The following is a 16603-nucleotide window of genomic DNA, read 5'->3' as shown; positions in this document are numbered from 1 at the left end:
TAGCCGCCTTAAACTCCAGTAGCGAAGCGGATCTTGAGGTAGTCTTCCTCCATTTTTGCACCCGAAGGTTGCAGCGCTGCTAGGGCTTGGGGCAATACTAAATTGCGGCGGTGGTTGCCAATGCGGATATTCAGCTCGTCTCCGGTTTTGGTTAGCTCTACCTTGTCTTTGGCAATGCCGGGTAGATAGACCTCTAGACTGTAGGCGTTTGGCTCTTGCACCACGCGCAATGTCGTTTCTTTGTAATAAACTTGCGCTGGATCTTCGTCGGCATAGAGGGTTTCTTTGAGCCGATCGAGGGCTGCTAGACCGCACATTTCCTCTGAGTAGAGAGGGACTTCTTTGACGGGTAGCGGGTGGAAGTTGTCGTGAATTTCCTGACGGTACTGCTGCTGATTTTCTTTCCACCGACGGAAAAACGGATCGGTGACTTCATCGGGGATGATGCGATTGGCGATGACCATGTCAGTTGCCACGTTGTAGAGGCTGAGGTATGCATGGGCACGCAGCGATTCTTTGATCACCATCTTTTCGGGATTGGTCACCAGCCGCACTGAGGTTTGGGTATTGTCGGTTAGGACTTTTTCCAGTGCCTCAATTTGTTCATAAAACTCGAAGGGCGCATCCATGACCTCTTTGTTGGGTAGGGAGAATCCGGCGATCGGTCGAAACAGCGGTTCCACCAAGGGTCTGAGCGCTGCCGATACGGCTTGTAGGGGCTTGTAGAAGCGGCGCATATACCAGCCTGCGACTTCGGGTAGGCTGAGCAATCGTAAGGCGGTGCCTGTGGGGGCGGAGTCGATGATTAGTACGTCGTATTCGCCTTCGTCGTAGTGGCGTTTCATCCGCACTAGGCTGAAAATCTCATCCATGCCGGGAAGGATCGCCAACTCTTCTGCTTCTACGCCGTCTAGTCCACGGGCTTGCAGGACTTGGGTAATGTAGCGTTTCACGGCTCCCCAGTTGCCCTCTAGCTCCATTAGCGCATCGAGTTCGGCTCCCCAGAGATTGGGACGTACCTGGCGCGGCGCATGTTCTAGCTCTATGTCAAAGCTGTCGGCTAGCGAATGAGCGGGATCGGTGCTCAAAACTAGGGTTCTGTAGCCTAGTTCGGCACACCGCAGTCCTGTTGCAGCCGCTACGGAGGTTTTGCCGACTCCGCCTTTGCCAGTCATCAAGATTACGCGCATGGATGGTCAGACCCTATCTGAGAGAAGTTTATATTCTGTTACTTAATCTACTGTATCGGTTTTTCTGGGGTAAAGCTTTGATGGCTTTTGGCGATTGTCTTTTCCTTTCAATTTTCTGTTGTGTGTGGATGATGCCTAAATCCGATCCTTGGGGGCGACCCCCAAACCCCCGAACTCAGGGGACGGCTGCGTCCCCCGACCCCCCTCCAGATGAGTTTGTAGGTGGGACTGAGGGAGCGCTTTGCATTGCTGGGTCGCAGTAGGTTTGGATTTTACAGCATCCTTGGTATCAACTTATGGTGCTAAGAAGTTGGAGGGTAGCGATCGCTACTCCTAACCAAATCAAGCTATTGTGTCGCGTGAGTTGAGTTGCTTGGATAATGACATCGGCGGTAATGGGGCGGGTCGCATCGCCCAGTAGGGGCTTGTGTTTGGTTATGCCTTTGTACTGATTGGAGCCGCCTACCTGCACTCCCAAAACCGCTGCGTAGGCGCACTCGCTCCATCCGGCGTTGGGGCTGGGATCTTGAGGGGCATCGCGTTGGCAGAGTTGCCAGACCTGGCAGGGCTTGCCGGATAGTAATGCTAAAGTCAGCACCGTTAGGCGGCAGGGTAGCCAGGTTAAGCTGTCTTCTAGTCGAGCGCTAAACCAGCCGATGTGGGTGTAGGGCGGCTCTCGATAGCCGACCATGGAGTCTAGGGTGCTGGCTGCTTTGTAGGCTAGGGCAAGGGGTACGCTGCCTATGGGAAAAAATGCGCCGACGATCGCATAAAACAGGGGAGCCATTACGCCATCCGTCGCGTTTTCAGTCACGGTTTCTAGCACGGCTCTGAGAATGTCTGCCTCAGACAGATTTTCGGTATCGCGTCCTACATAGCGGCTGAGCTGGGTTCGTGCCGTTTCTATGTTGCCCTGTGAAAGCGGCTGGAGTACCTGATTGGCGGCATCTCTGAGGCTGCGTCCGGCAAAGCAGCTTGCCAGCAAAATGCTCTCTGTAATGACGCCTGCGATCGGGTGAACAAGATTCGCAAGGTACACTAGCAGCCAGCCTACGCTACCGCTGCCCAGAATCAGAGCGATCGCCAGCCCCACTCCTGCGATTCTCAGCAGCCTGGGAGAGGATAGATGCTTTAGGCAGGGTTGGGTGTAGTGCTGGATGCACCAACCCATGACCTGAACCGGATGTAGCCAGTTCCAGGGATCACCAATTAGATAGTCCAGCAGGGCGGCGATCGCCAGCACCAGAGTTCTAGGGTGTATTGCGGGATTGATTTCAAAATCCAAAATCTAAAATCCAAAATTCAGGGGGCAATTGTCAGCATAAGAACATTGGCATAAAGAAAACCTTTCGGTAAGCTTGCCTTTCTCCAAAAGTTGACTACTCTGTAGTGAAGTGTGGGTCTGTTAGCCCCTAACGATTACCGAGATTCCACAGCGTTGTCCAGAGTAAGCGGAGAATCAGCAGAGTCCTATGGCACAAAGTTTTGGTTTGATTGGTCTAGCGGTAATGGGAGAAAACCTGGCGCTAAACATTGAGCGCAATGGTTTCCCGATCGCAGTGTATAACCGTTCGCGTGATAAAACCGATGCCTTCATGGCAAATCGAGCGGGGGGCAAAAACGTCAAGCCTACCTACACAATTGAAGAATTTGTAGAATCTCTCGATCGCCCTCGCAAGATTTTGATCATGGTGAAGGCGGGTGCTCCTGTCGATGCCGTGATGAACCAATTGAAGCCTCTGTTGCAAGAGGGCGACATGATTATTGATGGCGGCAACTCGCTTTACACCGATACTGAGCGTCGCGTGAAGGAAATGGAGTCTACCGGGCTTCGGTTCATTGGCATGGGCGTGAGCGGTGGCGAAGAAGGCGCGCTCAATGGACCCAGCCTGATGCCGGGTGGCACAGAGGCGGCGTATCACGAAATTGAGCCGATCGTCACCAAAATTGCGGCACAGGTGGATGATGGCCCTTGCGTTACCTACATTGGCAAAGGTGGCGCAGGTCACTATGTCAAAATGGTGCACAACGGCATTGAGTATGGCGATATGCAGCTCATTGCCGAAGCTTACGATTTGCTGAAAAATGCGATCGGTCTTAGCCACACCCAGCTTCATGAAGTCTTTGCGGAGTGGAATACTACCGACGAGCTGGATTCGTTCCTGATTGAAATTACTGCCAGTATCTTCACCAAGATGGACGACGAAACAGGTCTGCCTCTGGTGGATGTGATCCTTGACGCTGCCGGACAAAAAGGCACCGGGCGCTGGACGGTTGAAACAGCGCTGGATTTGGGAGTCAGCATTCCCACTATCATTGCTGCTGTCAACGCCCGGATTATGTCTTCCATCAAAGAAGAGCGGGTTGCTGCCTCTAAGGAGCTAACGGGGCCAACGGGCAAATATGAGGGCGATGCCACTGCCTTCATTACCAAAGTGCGGGATGCCCTCTACTGCTCCAAGATTTGCTCCTACGCGCAGGGAATGGCGCTCTTGGCAAAGGCATCTCAGGAGTATGGCTACAACCTCGATCTGGGCGAATGTGCCCGCATCTGGAAGGGCGGCTGTATCATCCGCGCCCGCTTCCTTAACAAGATCAAGCGTGCCTTTGATGAGAATCCGCAGTTGCCTAACCTGCTGCTGGCTCCTGAGTTTAAGCAGACGATTCTCGATCGCCAGGATGCTTGGAGAGAGGTCTTGATGACGGCTGCCAAGTTGGGTATTCCAGTCCCTGCCTTTAGCGCGTCGCTGGACTATTTTGACACCTACCGTCGCGATCGCCTCCCCCAAAACCTGACTCAGGCTCAGCGCGACTACTTTGGGGCACACACCTATGAGCGCACTGACAAGCCCAGAGGCGAGTTCTCTCATGCCGATTGGTTCTAGCCATAGCTTTAATCATCAGGTTTAGGATCGTGGATCAAATAACCTGCACAACCGATCCGCTGTAGGGGCTTAGTAGGGGCTTAGCAGTGCTAAGCCCCTACTCCAAGAATTACTGTGAGTACAGCCATAAAAGGTAACGTCGAGAAAGTTTGAGTCCTAACGATCGCCGCCTGTTGAACTGTATCCTTAGACATCTTTGGATCAGCGCTACAGGTGGCTTTATCGTTAAGCACAATTAATTTCTGTTGAGACTGTTAAAGACCATTTGCTTCATCTAGGCAGTGAAAGTAACCGTGGCTATACTGAGAATGTCACAGAAGAGACAACTCTGTGGATTATTTCGTGCATAATCCTGGATCAAATTTTCAGTCCAAACCTTTACTCAACACCCAGATCTGCCGTGCTGCCTCCCGTAATCTCAGAAGAAGAGTGTCACCTTTTCAAGTTTTGGTTTAACGGCTCTGTTCAGGACGGCATGTCTTATGAGGGCGAACTGTTTTATCGATCGCAGACCGTAGAACCGAGCGATCGGGCTTCCCTGTATCTTCAAGCCTGTAAACTAGGCAAACAGGCTCCTGTTGCGGTGACTGCGGCAGAAAATAGCTACAGCCTGTGGATTAGCCTACGTCATCCTAAGTTAATGCCTGCTGAACCCCCAGATTCACCTACGCTGGGCTACCAGATCTCTGCTTAAGACCTTGGATGGATACGGACAGTCTTGGGAAGTTACTGAAAGGTCAGGATTAAGCTCTAGCGCTTTTCCTCCTTAAACTTAATGCGTTACTCAATGCGATCGCCCTGTCGAGCCTCATAAAACGATCGCTTTACCGCTCAGAACGCGGAATATCTCGCTTACAAACATACCTCGCTTACAAACAAAGGTTAATGGGCTGGCAGGTGCCTCGTCGCACCCATGTCCTGTACGGTGGCGTTGCTGATTTATAGCCGGATGAAGCAATGCCCTGTGCAGCTCAGCCGAGAAGGAGTAAGAGATAGGCGGCAAAGCGATCGTCCCAGGGGGGAAGCCCGATCCTGTATAAGGTCGCTAAATCAATACAATGAATGCAAGACGCATATATATTCCAATTTTGGGTTGTCGCTGGTTCAGATGCGAAGCCCAAAGCAGCTTACTCTCTAAGACTGAAAACTTATGCAACCTACTAACCCTAATCAATTTACCGAAAAAGCCTGGGAAGCGATCGCCCGCACTCCTGAGATCGCGAAGCAGGCACAGCATCAGCAGCTTGAATCTGAGCATTTGATGGCGGCACTGCTAGAGCAGGAAGGCTTAGCAACTAGCATCTTCAATAAGCTAGGGGCAGATGTGCGGCGTGTGCGCGACTATACCGAAGACTTTGTGCGTCGTCAGCCCAAAATATCAGGAGCAGGAGACTCTGTTTATTTAGGGCGATCGCTTGACACTTTGCTCGATCGGGCGGAGTCGGCTCGCAAGGAGTTCGGCGATGAGTTTATCTCTATTGAGCATGTGCTGCTGGCATATCCCAAAGACGATCGCTTTGGAAAAGGTTTATTTCAAGAATTTAAGCTCAACGATAAACAGCTTAAGACCGCAGTGGAACAGATTAGAGGCAATCAAAAAGTGACTGATCAGAATCCTGAAGGTAAATACGAAGCGCTGGAAAAATATGGGCGCGACCTAACGGCGGCAGCGCGGCAGGGTAAGCTCGATCCGGTGATTGGACGAGATGATGAAATTCGCCGCACGATTCAGATTTTGTCTCGGCGCACCAAAAATAATCCTGTGCTGATTGGCGAACCAGGCGTAGGCAAAACGGCGATCGCGGAAGGGTTAGCCCAGCGGATTATCAATGGCGATGTGCCTGAATCGCTGAAAGACCGCAAGTTGATTTCGCTAGATATGGGGGCGCTGATCGCCGGGGCTAAATATCGCGGCGAGTTTGAGGAGCGCCTTAAGGCCGTTCTCAAAGAAGTAACTGAATCTGCTGGCGCAATTATTCTCTTCATTGACGAAATTCATACGGTGGTAGGAGCCGGAGCCACCCAAGGCTCAATGGATGCCGGAAACCTGCTGAAGCCAATGTTGGCAAGGGGTGAACTGCGCTGCATTGGGGCAACGACTTTGGATGAGTACCGCAAGTATATTGAGAAAGATGCGGCGTTAGAGCGGCGATTTCAGCAGGTCTATGTCGATCAGCCCAGCCCTGAAGACACGATTTCGATTCTGCGTGGGCTAAAAGATCGCTACGAAACGCACCATAACGTCAAAATTTCTGATAATGCTCTGGTTGCTGCGGCAACGCTGTCCAATCGCTACATCAGCGATCGTTTCCTGCCCGACAAGGCGATCGATCTAGTAGACGAAGCGGCGGCTAAGTTGAAAATGGAAACGACCTCTAAGCCTGAAGAGCTAGATGAGGTCGAGCGGAAAGTGCTTCAGCTGAAAATGGAAAGTCTGTCGCTTCAAAAAGAAGTCGATGCAGCTTCTAGAGAAAGGCTAGAACGGCTCGATCGCGAAATTGCCGACCTTAGCGAACTTGGAAACACGCTTAAAGCCCAGTGGCAAGCTGAGAAGGAAGTCCTCGATCGCCGTAAGCAGCTCAAAGAGCAGATCGATCACATTGTCAATGTCGATATCCCCCAAGCAGAGCGCGAGTATGATTTGAACCGGGCGGCAGAACTGCGCTATGGTCAGCTCACCGATCTGCAACGAGAGCTAGAAGACACTGAGGCTAGGCTCACCCAAACCCAAACCACAGGCAAATCTCTCCTACGGGAAGAAGTTACCGAAGCCGACATTGCCGAAATTATCTCCAAATGGACGGGTATCCCCATCAGCAAGCTGGTCGCTTCCGAGATGCAGAAACTCCTGAGCTTAGAGGATGAGTTGCACGATCGCGTTGTTGGTCAAGATGAAGCCGTCACGGCAGTAGCCGATGCCATCCAGCGTTCCCGCGCTGGACTCGCTGACCCTAATCGACCGATCGCCAGCTTCATTTTTCTAGGACCTACGGGCGTGGGTAAGACGGAACTCGCCAAGGCGCTTGCGGCCTACCTATTCGACACCGAAGAGGCAATGGTGCGGATTGATATGTCGGAGTACATGGAAAAACACGCAGTCTCTCGGCTGATTGGCGCACCTCCTGGCTATGTCGGCTACGAAGAAGGTGGGCAGTTGACTGAAACTGTGCGTCGTCGCCCCTATGCCGTCATCCTGTTTGACGAAATTGAGAAGGCGCACCCCGATGTCTTTAACGTCATGCTGCAAATCTTAGATGATGGTCGCGTGACCGACTCACAAGGTCGAACGGTGGACTTCAAGAACACCATTATCATCATGACTAGCAACATCGGCTCACAATATATCTTGGACGTGTCGGGTGATGACAGCCGCTACGAAGAAATGCGATCGCGGGTGATGGAGGCGATGCGATCGAGCTTCCGCCCTGAGTTCCTCAACCGGATTGATGAGATGATCATTTTCCACAGCCTGCGAAAATCGGAGCTGCGCCGCATCGTCCAGCTTCAGGTACAGCGTTTGGCAAAACGGCTGAGCGATCGCAAGATGACATTACATCTCTCGGATGCTGCCCTCGACTTTCTTGCCGAGGTCGGTTATGACCCGGTGTTTGGTGCTCGTCCGCTGAAACGCGCTATCCAACGTGAGTTAGAAACGCAGATCGCAAAATCGATTTTGCGCGGCGACTTTGTGGATGGTGACACGATCGTTGTTGATGTCCAGAACGAGCGGCTTGCCTTCAAGAGCATGGCAACTCAGGCTCTGCAAACTCAGGTGTAAACTCAGGCTCTGGATCACTCGATTCGCTTCTCCTCAAAAGGAGAAGCGAATCGGGTATTCCTCTACTTTTGGCTGCTACCAAATCGGCTGCTGAGGTTTATTGACCAAACTCTAACGGCTCCACGGCTAAAGTCTCGATCGCTGGAGCCATAGTAAACCCTGCTTCGATCTTGCCAATCAACAGCGCTACCGGAAAGTGAGTCAAAATCTCCTTTAGCCAGAGTGTGTCTTCTGCCTCAATCGACTGACCCGTAATTGCATCCTGCCAAACTGAAGAAGATCCGGGTGGCTGGACAATTCTAGTCTCATGCCAGACCTGCTCCCCCAAGGGAAATTCTCCCTGTTTGACCAATGATGTGAGAAATCGCGGAACAATGACGATCATGCGAGTCTCTCCCAAATCTCTGGCAAACGCCACAATGTGAGCTTTTAAGCTTCCCAAGACCGTTAATTTCTCGTAGCCGCCTCGCCGAAACATCTCCTGATAAGTTTGACGAATCTGCAAGGCTCGGTAGGTCAGAAAAAGCTTGATGCGCCCATCTTCTGGAGTTTTCAAAATCTCGGCGATGTAGCTTAAAAGGGAGCCTTTACCCTTTGACTTGCCCTTGATCTTTGACTTGATCTCCTTCAAATATTCTAGGCGAAGCTTAAAATCTACTGGGCGGCGATTGTCTGGATCAACTAAGCTCAGATCCCAGAGTTCGGTTCCTTGATAGAAATCTGGAACACCTGGAGAAGCAATTTTGAGCAGCGTTTGAGACAGACTGTTCAAAATGCCGTAATGCTGAATTTTCTGTTGAAAAGGTTTGAAAGTCTGAAGAAATAGATTGCTCTCCGTATTCTCCAAAATTCGCTCTATAAACTTTGTAAAGCCTTCCTCATAGGCTGTCTCAGGACGCATCCAGTTGCTGTTAACCTTTGCTTCTCGAATCGCCTTAATGATGTAATCTTTGATGCGATCGATAAACTGTGGATACTCTGTTTCGTCAAAGGGAAAAGATCCGAGCAAAGCCTGATATAGCAAATACTCATCATTTGCGGTCGGGATACGTAAGCTGTGCAGGTTATCTTTCAGAGTCACACTATCTTTCAAGGTCACGTTGTCTTTCAAAGGGGCATTAATGGCGCTCCAATTCTTCAGGTGCTCCTGCCATTCTTCAGGAAGTTCTGACAGCACGTTAATTCTGGCACGCACATCTTCGCCCCGCTTAGTATCATGGGTAGCGCTGGCACTGAGCGCGTGGGGCCACTGTGCCGATCGGCTTTGATTAAAGTTGTGAAACTCTTCGATTGAGATTCCAAACTGACAGGCGCTAGAGCCAACTTCATTAAGAGAAATTAGGCGATTATAGACATAGAAAACAGTATCTTCTACCCCTTTCGCCATTAGAGGTCCCGTGAACTGCTGCATTCTCATCAAGAAATGCATCCACAGCTCTTTGTCTTCATGGCTCAGGTGATCATCAAAGTCGAGCAGTAGAAACTTCTCAATAAAAGACAGCTCGTTGACAAAGCTAGGTGCGTTTTCTTGGGCGCGTTGCATTACCTGCTTCATACATTCCTGATCTGCCTTACGAGAACCTTCTCGGCTAATGTAAGTTCGGTAGATCGGGAACATTGCCAGAATCTCAACCAAGGCTCGCTTAAGACCATACATGGTGAAATCGCTGGCGTAACGATGGCGATCGGAAATCAATTTTAGTAGATGAGCCAAGTTATCAATATCGCCCGCCAAATGCTTCCCAATCATCAGCCGCTTATTTTCGTCAATCAGCGTTTCGCAAGAGGTAGATTTGCCGATGAAATTATAATAAATAGAGTCAAACTCAGCTTCAGAAGTTTGTTGACAAAACAAACAGTTGAGTTTGCTCATAAAGTCATATCCTGTCGTTCCCTGAATCGGCCAGTTTAGGGGCAATTCTTCATGGGGTTCAAGGATTTTTTCGACGGTGATGTAGACCTCTGGAGAATGTTCCCGCAGACGGTTAAGATATTGACCTGGATTATATAAACCATCAATATGATCAACCCGCAGCCCCGTGATTTTCCCCTCTTCCACAAGTTGCAAAGTTAGACCATGAATGGTGTCAAAAACTTTTTGATCCTCAACTCGAAGGGAAATCAATTCATTGACGGTAAAGAATCTGCGGTAGTTGAGTTCTTCATTCCCTACCTTCCAGTAGGAGAGGCGAAAAAACTGCTCCGATAGCAAATTATCCAGCAGGTTGAAGCTTTCTGGTTTACCCGTTTCACCATTAAAAAGATCGATGTTGGCTTCAAAGTATTGCTTGACTTCCTGACTATCTTGCCAGAGTTCCCACAGCATACTTTTAATAAAGTTAATCTGGTCATAGCGCTCTCGACCTGATTCACCTGAAGGAATGTACTTTAGTGCATACAAAACGCCTAGGAACTTAACAAAATCTGGATGATTCCGGCTAATTTTGTCCCGTAAGCGTCCTAAGTCATGCATCAAAACCTGACCGTAGGATTCGATCCGCAGTGGAAAACTCAGCCCATAGTAGTGAATAGATAGCCCGTTCTGACTATATTGAATTTGCAACTCACCACTTTCTAAGCAATCACCATAGAATTTTCCTAAGAACGGAGCTAAAACTCGCCCATTAATGCCGCCATAGGGATGGTTCCAGTCGATATCAAAGAAGTTGCGATATTGAGAGTCAGGGCCATTCTCCAACACATCCACTAGCATTTGATTTTGGCTATCAAACGCCATATGGTTGGGCACAATGTCTTGAAGCCAACCCAATTTGTGCTGTTGTAATTCCTGACTCAAGAGTTCAAACTTTTCTAACCCGCCTAGCTCCGGATTAATTTGTAGCGGATTAACCACATCATAGCCATGGGTGCTACCTTGACGAGCCGTAAAAATGGGGGAGGCATAAAGGTCAGAAATTCCTAATTCATTGAGATAAGGAACGATCGCCTTGGCTGCATCAAAATCGAAGGCAGCACTGAACTGAATTCGGTAAGTTGCTAGAGGAATTTGCATCATGATGGATTTAGGCTTTCTGCTTATCTTGAATGACCGGGGGCTTGCCGTCTTGTATCCCTAGCCATAACTCTGGTGTGGTACACAAATCTATCTAATGAAACAGGGAACTCACATACAAATCTCACACTTTAGGGGAGATTCTCACTTTAGAACAAAAACTCTTTGAAGTCTGTGGCTAAAGTTGCGATCGTCCTCATCCTTGCTCATAAATCACCACACTTTGGGGCTGAAGCTTCAGGATCTGCTGTGAGACAATGCCTCTCTGGGTTGGGATCATCTCCGGCAATTCTGAGCCACTGCCTCCCCAGAGGGTGTCTGTGGAGTCGAGCAGTTTTTTCCAGAGTCCGGGGGGTAAAGTGAGAGTTGTCTCAACTTCTTGGGTATTGAAGTTTAGCAAACACAAAACCTGACTATTGCCGCACCACCGCCGCAGTTTAATCAGATGATCTTCTTCACTAACGAGAGCTTCTAAAGTGTGGCGATCGAGATTTGCTAGAGCCGGAACCTGTTTTCGTAACTTCAGCAGCGCTTGGTAAAAGCGCCAGAGCATTTGGTGCTGTCCTTGCTGGTGCAAATTCCAGTTCAGCTTGCTGCGCTCAAAAGTTTCTTCCGACTGTGGATCATCTGCTTCACCCTCAGCATGGAAAGCGGCAAACTCTTCTTTTCTGCCTTTCCGTACGGCAGCCACTAAGTCCGGGTCGTTATGGCTGACAAAATAGAGAAACGGCGAAGTTTCACCATATTCCTCACCCATAAACAGGAGTGGTACCGAGGCAGACAGCAACACAGATGCTGCCGCTAGCTTCTGTGCCTCAAAGGAAACCAAGTGAGAGAGGCGATCGCCCTTTAGCCGATTGCCTACCTGATCGTGGTTTTGACAAAACACAACAAATTTGCTGGACGGACAGTCAGAAGGATCGCTACCGTGATGCCGCTGGCGTAGCTCTGAGTAATCCCAAGTGTACACAAAATTCTTAGCATAGCCTTTGGCAAGATGCTCTGGTCTGCCATAGTCGCCGTAATAGCCGAAGGATTCTCTCGTTACCAAAGCATGGACAGCGTGGTGAAAATCGTCATTCCACTGAGCATCCAATCCAAAACCACCTGCGGCGATCGGGCGTACCCAGCGCGGATCGTTTAAATCGCTCTCGGCAGTGAGATAAAATTTGCGTCCCTGCCGCTGAGAGAATTGCTCTGTTACTTCAGCCAGCTCTCGCAAGAAATGCTTTGCCCCGAAATCAAAAAAGTTGTCAGACGCATCTAGCCGTAGACCATCAATATGACATTCCTGGAACCAGTACAGCGCATTTTCAATTAGGTAGTTGCGAACGCCATAGCTGTAGGCATCATCAAAGTTGATGGCATTGCCCCAGGGCGTTTTGTATTTTTCAGTAAAGTAAGGACCAAAGCTCCAGATGTAATTGCCTTCAGGCCCGAAATGGTTGTAAACCACGTCCAGAAACATTGCCATTCCCTGCTCGTGACAGGCATTGACCAGCCGCTTTAGACCCTGCACACCTCCATAGGACATCTGCACGCCATAGGGATAAACGCCATCATAGCCCCAGTTACGTGAACCGGGAAATTGGGCGATCGGCATTAGCTCGATCGTCGTAACGCCCAATTCCTTCAAATCTGGCAGGCGAGCAATAGCGGCTTCAAAAGTGCCTTCTGGCGTAAAAGTGCCCACATGCAGCTCGTAGATCGCCATCTCAGCAAAGGGCAAATTTTGCCAGGAAGCATCTGTCCATTCAAAGCTATGATCTACTACCGCCGAAGCACCGTGAACTCCTTCAGGCTGGGCTTGAGAAGCTGGATCAGGGCGATCGATCTCCCCATTGAGCTGATAAAAATACAAAGTGCCAGGTTCAACATCTTCCAGTGTGGTTTGCCAATACCCCTGAGACTTGCGGTCTAAGGCGATAAAGCGCTCTTTGGGAGCCACAATGTGAACAGAAACCTGTTCTAGGAGAGGTGCCCAGACGGTGAATGTACAGCGACCATTGCCGTGATACCAGGAGCCTACTTGCATAGCTAGGAGAAAATTTATGAAGTGTTCGGGACTCTTATAGATAAGGGAGGTAAAGCCCTTACTATTTAATAGCCATATCATTCACAAAAGTACAACTAAGATCTATCGAACGACAGAGAGGTTCCACGGGGTATTTGCAAGCGGCGCTGTATCAATAATTCTGTACTATGAGCTGCACTCACAGATCTGTTTGGTAGTGTTTCAAATGTGCTGTTGATTTTTTGAAAGGGCAGAGAGCGCCCCTTTCAAAAAATCAACAGCATCTCTAGAACAGCACTTTGAAAACTTGAGGATTATGGCTCAATTTGCCATATCAAGCCTCGGAGACTTTTTTATCTTCTTCTGTTCAGTGTCGTTTCACTTGGATCAAATCCAAACAAAAACTTATCCCCTACTAGCCAGGTTACATAGCTGTGCTCACGCCAAGGCTGGGAGACTTTGAGCGGCGAGCCACTCAAAGTCTCCTAAGCAAAATAGGTGCGGCGATGGTCATGTATGACAGTTAAGGGCGATCGCTATTCTTCTTCAACAAAGTCCTCGTCACCGTCAACTTCTTCTACCGATATTGGAGTCACAGAGTTTGCAGAAACCATTGCTCCCATTTCCAGCTTCTCTCGCACAAGCTTCTCTACGTCCTTCGTGAAGGTAGGATTTTCCTCCATGTACTTGATGGCATTATCGCGTCCTTGGCTGATGTTGTCGCCGTTGTAGCTGTACCAAGCTCCCCGACGCGACACGACCCCCGTCTCTTCAGCCATGTCGATAAGAACGCCCAGAAGTGAAATTCCCTTGCCGAAAATCACATCAAATTCAGCAATACGGAAGGGCGGAGCCACCTTGTTTTTTGCCACCTTGACCTTGGCTCGAATCCCATACTCCTCGTTGCCCTTTTTCAGGGTTTGAATCCGGCGAATATCCATCCGCACCGAGGCGTAAAACTTGAGCGCGTTACCGCCTGTCGTGGTTTCAGGATTGCCGTAGGAAACGCCAATCTTTTGGCGCAACTGGTTGATAAAAATGACGCTACAGCCCGTTTTGCCGATGTTGCCCGTAATCTTCCGCAATGCCTGACTCATGAGGCGTGCCTGCAAGCCGACGTGAGCATCGCCCATTTCGCCCTCAATTTCAGCTCTGGGAACTAGAGCGGCAACCGAGTCCACCACTACCAGATCAACGGCGGTCGATCGCACCAGTTGATCCACAATTTCTAGCGCCGCCTCTCCGGTGTCAGGCTGAGAAACGAGCAGATTAGCAATATCAACGCCCAATGCCGCTGCGTACATAGGATCTAGCGCATGTTCTGCGTCAACAAATGCTGCCACACCGCCAATTTTTTGCACTTCGGCGATCGCGTGAAGCGCCAGAGTGGTTTTTGCCGAGCTTTCTGGCCCGTAGATTTCAATAATCCGACCTTTGGGTAAGCCGCCCCCTAGAGCCAAATCCAGGTTTAGCGCTCCAGTAGAGATGGTTTCTACCTTCATGCGGGTGGCATCTCCCAGCCGCATAATTGTCCCTTTGCCAAAGGTGCGCTCGATTTGGGTTAGCACCAAATTTAGAGCCTTTTCTTTCTCGGAACTCTCATTGCTGGTTTTAGCCATTCATCCCTCAACGCAAGATTTTGCGAAATTAATAATTTGTATCCGTTTACAGCAGCCCAGTTTCAACAGCCCAGTAAACCTGTGGAAACCAGCAGAATGCAGTCCAGCTTACTGTCCGTTATGAGCCAGTATAGTTACCCTAAGGCAAAGTCAACCCTATCCACTAACTATGGTAATCTTTTTTGAGACAACCATACAGATGTACTAAACAAATGTACTAAATTTGGCTAGATTTAGCTACTCCCAATAATTTGGCTAAGGTTTTGTAGCTGTCGCCAGTTTGCTGAGGACATTTAGGGTGGGCACGAAGCGCCCCACCCTAAATGTTCCCGTCCTAATCGCCTTGGCGGTTGCTATAACTTAGCTGGAACTTCAGAAACTCAACAGATTTAACCCATGACTTCTGACCTTCCTAGCCTGCTCATACCCGATACAGCGCTCTCTGTTGCCGGACTGACGACCTATATTCAGGCTTTGCTAGAGCAAGACAGCCAGTTACGGCAGGTGTGGGTAACGGGAGAAGTTTCTAGCGCCACTCGCTACAAAAGCGGCTTGTTTTTTAATCTGCAAGACCCAGATGCGCAAGCCAGCATTAGCTGTGTGGTTTGGAATAATCAGCTGAATCGACTGGCAACGCTACCTGTGCAGGGGGAGCAGTTTATCATTTTGGGTCGCGTGAATTTGCATCCCCAGCGAGGCACCTATCAGCTTGTTGTCTGGCAAGCTCTGCCCGCAGGCGAGGGACTCCGGGCGCTTCGCTACCGTCAGCTCCGCAAACGGCTAGAAGTAGAAGGACTATTTGACCTCGATCGCAAACGTCCCTTGCCCCCCTATCCTCAGACGATCGCCGTAGTCACTTCGCCGCAAGCTGCCGCCTGGGGAGATATTCAGCGTACGCTAAAGCGGCGTTGCCCTGGCATTCGGGTTCTGTTTTCTCCAGCTTTAGTTCAGGGCGATCAGGCTCCGGCAGCCATCGTCCAGGCCATGCAGCGCGTGATTCGAGACGGACGCGCTGAGGTGCTAATCCTGTCGCGAGGCGGCGGAGCCGTTGAAGATATGGCGTGCTTTAACGACGAGCGGGTGGTACGGGCGATCGCTGAATGTCCCATTCCCGTCGTTGCTGGCATTGGGCATCAGCGCGACGAGTCCCTAGCCGATTTGGCGGCAGACATTTGTGCCCATACGCCAACAGCGGCAGCAGCTCAGGCAGTACCGCTCCTAGAAAATCTCATCACTGAGCATCGGGGACGCGCCCACGCCCTGAGTCAGAGTGTGCTTAGTGCCTTGGATACTGCCGCCGATCGTCTCTATCGCCTGCGTGGAAGGCTGCAACGCCTGAATCTCGATCGCCAAATTCAGCAAGAAACCCAGACGCTTTCCTGGTTGCGGCAGCGCCTTATGCAAAACACAAACCACCGCTTGCAGTCTGCCCATCAACACTGCCATTTGCTGCGGCAACAGCTGATTACGCTTGATCCAGAAGCTGTTTTGAGGCGGGGCTATGCCGTAGCGCGACAGACCGATGGAACGGTGGTGAGGACGATCGCTGAACTTGCCGTAGGACAAGAGCTGACCTTAAGGCTGGCTCAAGGTCAGGCAAAGGTGACGGTGTCTAAAATATTAGAGCCTGAAATAAATTAAGTGCTATTCAAAATATATGAACGACTCGTCAGACTTATCAAAATTATCAATCTCTCCGCCCACTGCCTTGGAGAACGTCAATACCCTAGAGCCAAATTTAGCCCTAGACACAAATTTAGAAGGCACGAAGTTAAAGGGTAAAAAATCAAAAAGTGGAAAGGCAGCGCCAGAAAAGACTGACCTTTTACCGAATTGGAGCTATGAGAAGACGGTTGCTGAGATTGAAACTATTATCAGCCGCATTGAGTTGGGCGAACTAGAACTTGCAGATGTCTTCGATCAGTTCTCGGCAGCCATGGAGCAGTTGCGACAATGTGAGGCGTTTCTCATGCAGCAGCAGCAGCAGGTTGACTTACTGATTGAAACCCTAGTCGATGAGCCGGAGGGATTTTAGAACCTAGCTCGGAAAATTGGTAGTTCTTAAGGGGTGAGGATTTTTTGTTGGGGGGGGGGTGGGGCCGCC

General features: G+C 50.0%; 9 protein-coding genes and 1 pseudogene. 5 read left to right on the top strand and 5 right to left on the bottom strand.

Annotated elements, in window-relative coordinates; all coding sequences use genetic code 11:
• Positions 1–8: 8 nt before the first annotated feature.
• Together AC5JMP_RS16405 and cbiB are read right to left on the bottom strand one after the other, a co-directional pair.
• A complete protein-coding gene (locus tag AC5JMP_RS16405) occupies positions 9–1190 on the bottom strand; it encodes a TRC40/GET3/ArsA family transport-energizing ATPase (protein ID WP_495852555.1) in 1182 nt (393 codons plus the stop codon).
• 289 nt (positions 1191–1479) lie between these two features.
• Positions 1480–2475, bottom strand: coding sequence for an adenosylcobinamide-phosphate synthase CbiB (gene cbiB / locus AC5JMP_RS16400; RefSeq protein ID WP_495852554.1), 996 nt, complete (start codon positions 2473–2475; stop codon positions 1480–1482).
• 187 nt (positions 2476–2662) lie between these two features.
• Here cbiB and gnd point away from each other — a divergent pair, with 187 nt between their 5' ends.
• From gnd to clpB, 3 genes are all read left to right on the top strand, one after another.
• Positions 2663–4075: a decarboxylating NADP(+)-dependent phosphogluconate dehydrogenase gene (gene gnd / locus AC5JMP_RS16395; protein ID WP_495852553.1), complete on the top strand. Its 1413-nt coding sequence runs from the start codon at positions 2663–2665 to the stop codon at positions 4073–4075.
• Positions 4076–4475: 400 nt separating this feature from the next.
• Positions 4476–4769 (top strand): hypothetical protein, encoded by a 294-nt coding sequence (locus AC5JMP_RS16390; RefSeq protein ID WP_495852552.1) that lies wholly within the window; start codon positions 4476–4478, stop codon positions 4767–4769.
• A 456-nt stretch (positions 4770–5225) separates the two neighbouring features.
• Positions 5226–7853: an ATP-dependent chaperone ClpB gene (clpB, locus tag AC5JMP_RS16385; RefSeq protein ID WP_495852551.1), complete on the top strand. Its 2628-nt coding sequence runs from the start codon at positions 5226–5228 to the stop codon at positions 7851–7853.
• Positions 7854–7950: 97 nt separating this feature from the next.
• Here the strand turns inward: clpB and treY are convergent, their stop codons facing one another.
• From treY to recA, 3 genes are all read right to left on the bottom strand, one after another.
• The gene (treY, locus tag AC5JMP_RS16380) at positions 7951–10866 is read right to left on the bottom strand and encodes a malto-oligosyltrehalose synthase (protein WP_495852574.1); all 2916 of its coding nucleotides are present in this window, start codon (positions 10864–10866) and stop codon (positions 7951–7953) included.
• A 196-nt stretch (positions 10867–11062) separates the two neighbouring features.
• Positions 11063–12901: a malto-oligosyltrehalose trehalohydrolase gene (gene treZ / locus AC5JMP_RS16375; protein ID WP_495852550.1), complete on the bottom strand. Its 1839-nt coding sequence runs from the start codon at positions 12899–12901 to the stop codon at positions 11063–11065.
• Between the two features lie 515 nt (positions 12902–13416).
• Positions 13417–14499, bottom strand: a complete 1083-nt coding sequence (gene recA / locus AC5JMP_RS16370) for a recombinase RecA (RefSeq protein ID WP_495852549.1) — start codon at positions 14497–14499, stop codon at positions 13417–13419.
• A 396-nt stretch (positions 14500–14895) separates the two neighbouring features.
• Between recA and xseA the strand changes: the two genes are divergently transcribed.
• The gene (gene xseA / locus AC5JMP_RS16365) at positions 14896–16140 is read left to right on the top strand and encodes an exodeoxyribonuclease VII large subunit (protein ID WP_495852548.1); all 1245 of its coding nucleotides are present in this window, start codon (positions 14896–14898) and stop codon (positions 16138–16140) included.
• A 190-nt stretch (positions 16141–16330) separates the two neighbouring features.
• Positions 16331–16534 (top strand): annotated as a pseudogene (gene xseB / locus AC5JMP_RS16360) (exodeoxyribonuclease VII small subunit); the annotation flags it as partial.
• Between the last annotated feature and the right edge of the window lie 69 nt (positions 16535–16603).

The sequence above is a fragment of the Drouetiella sp. genome, from assembly GCF_059504425.1.
The sequence above is the reverse complement of the archived record's forward strand: the minus strand, read 5'-3'. Positions and strand labels throughout refer to the sequence as shown.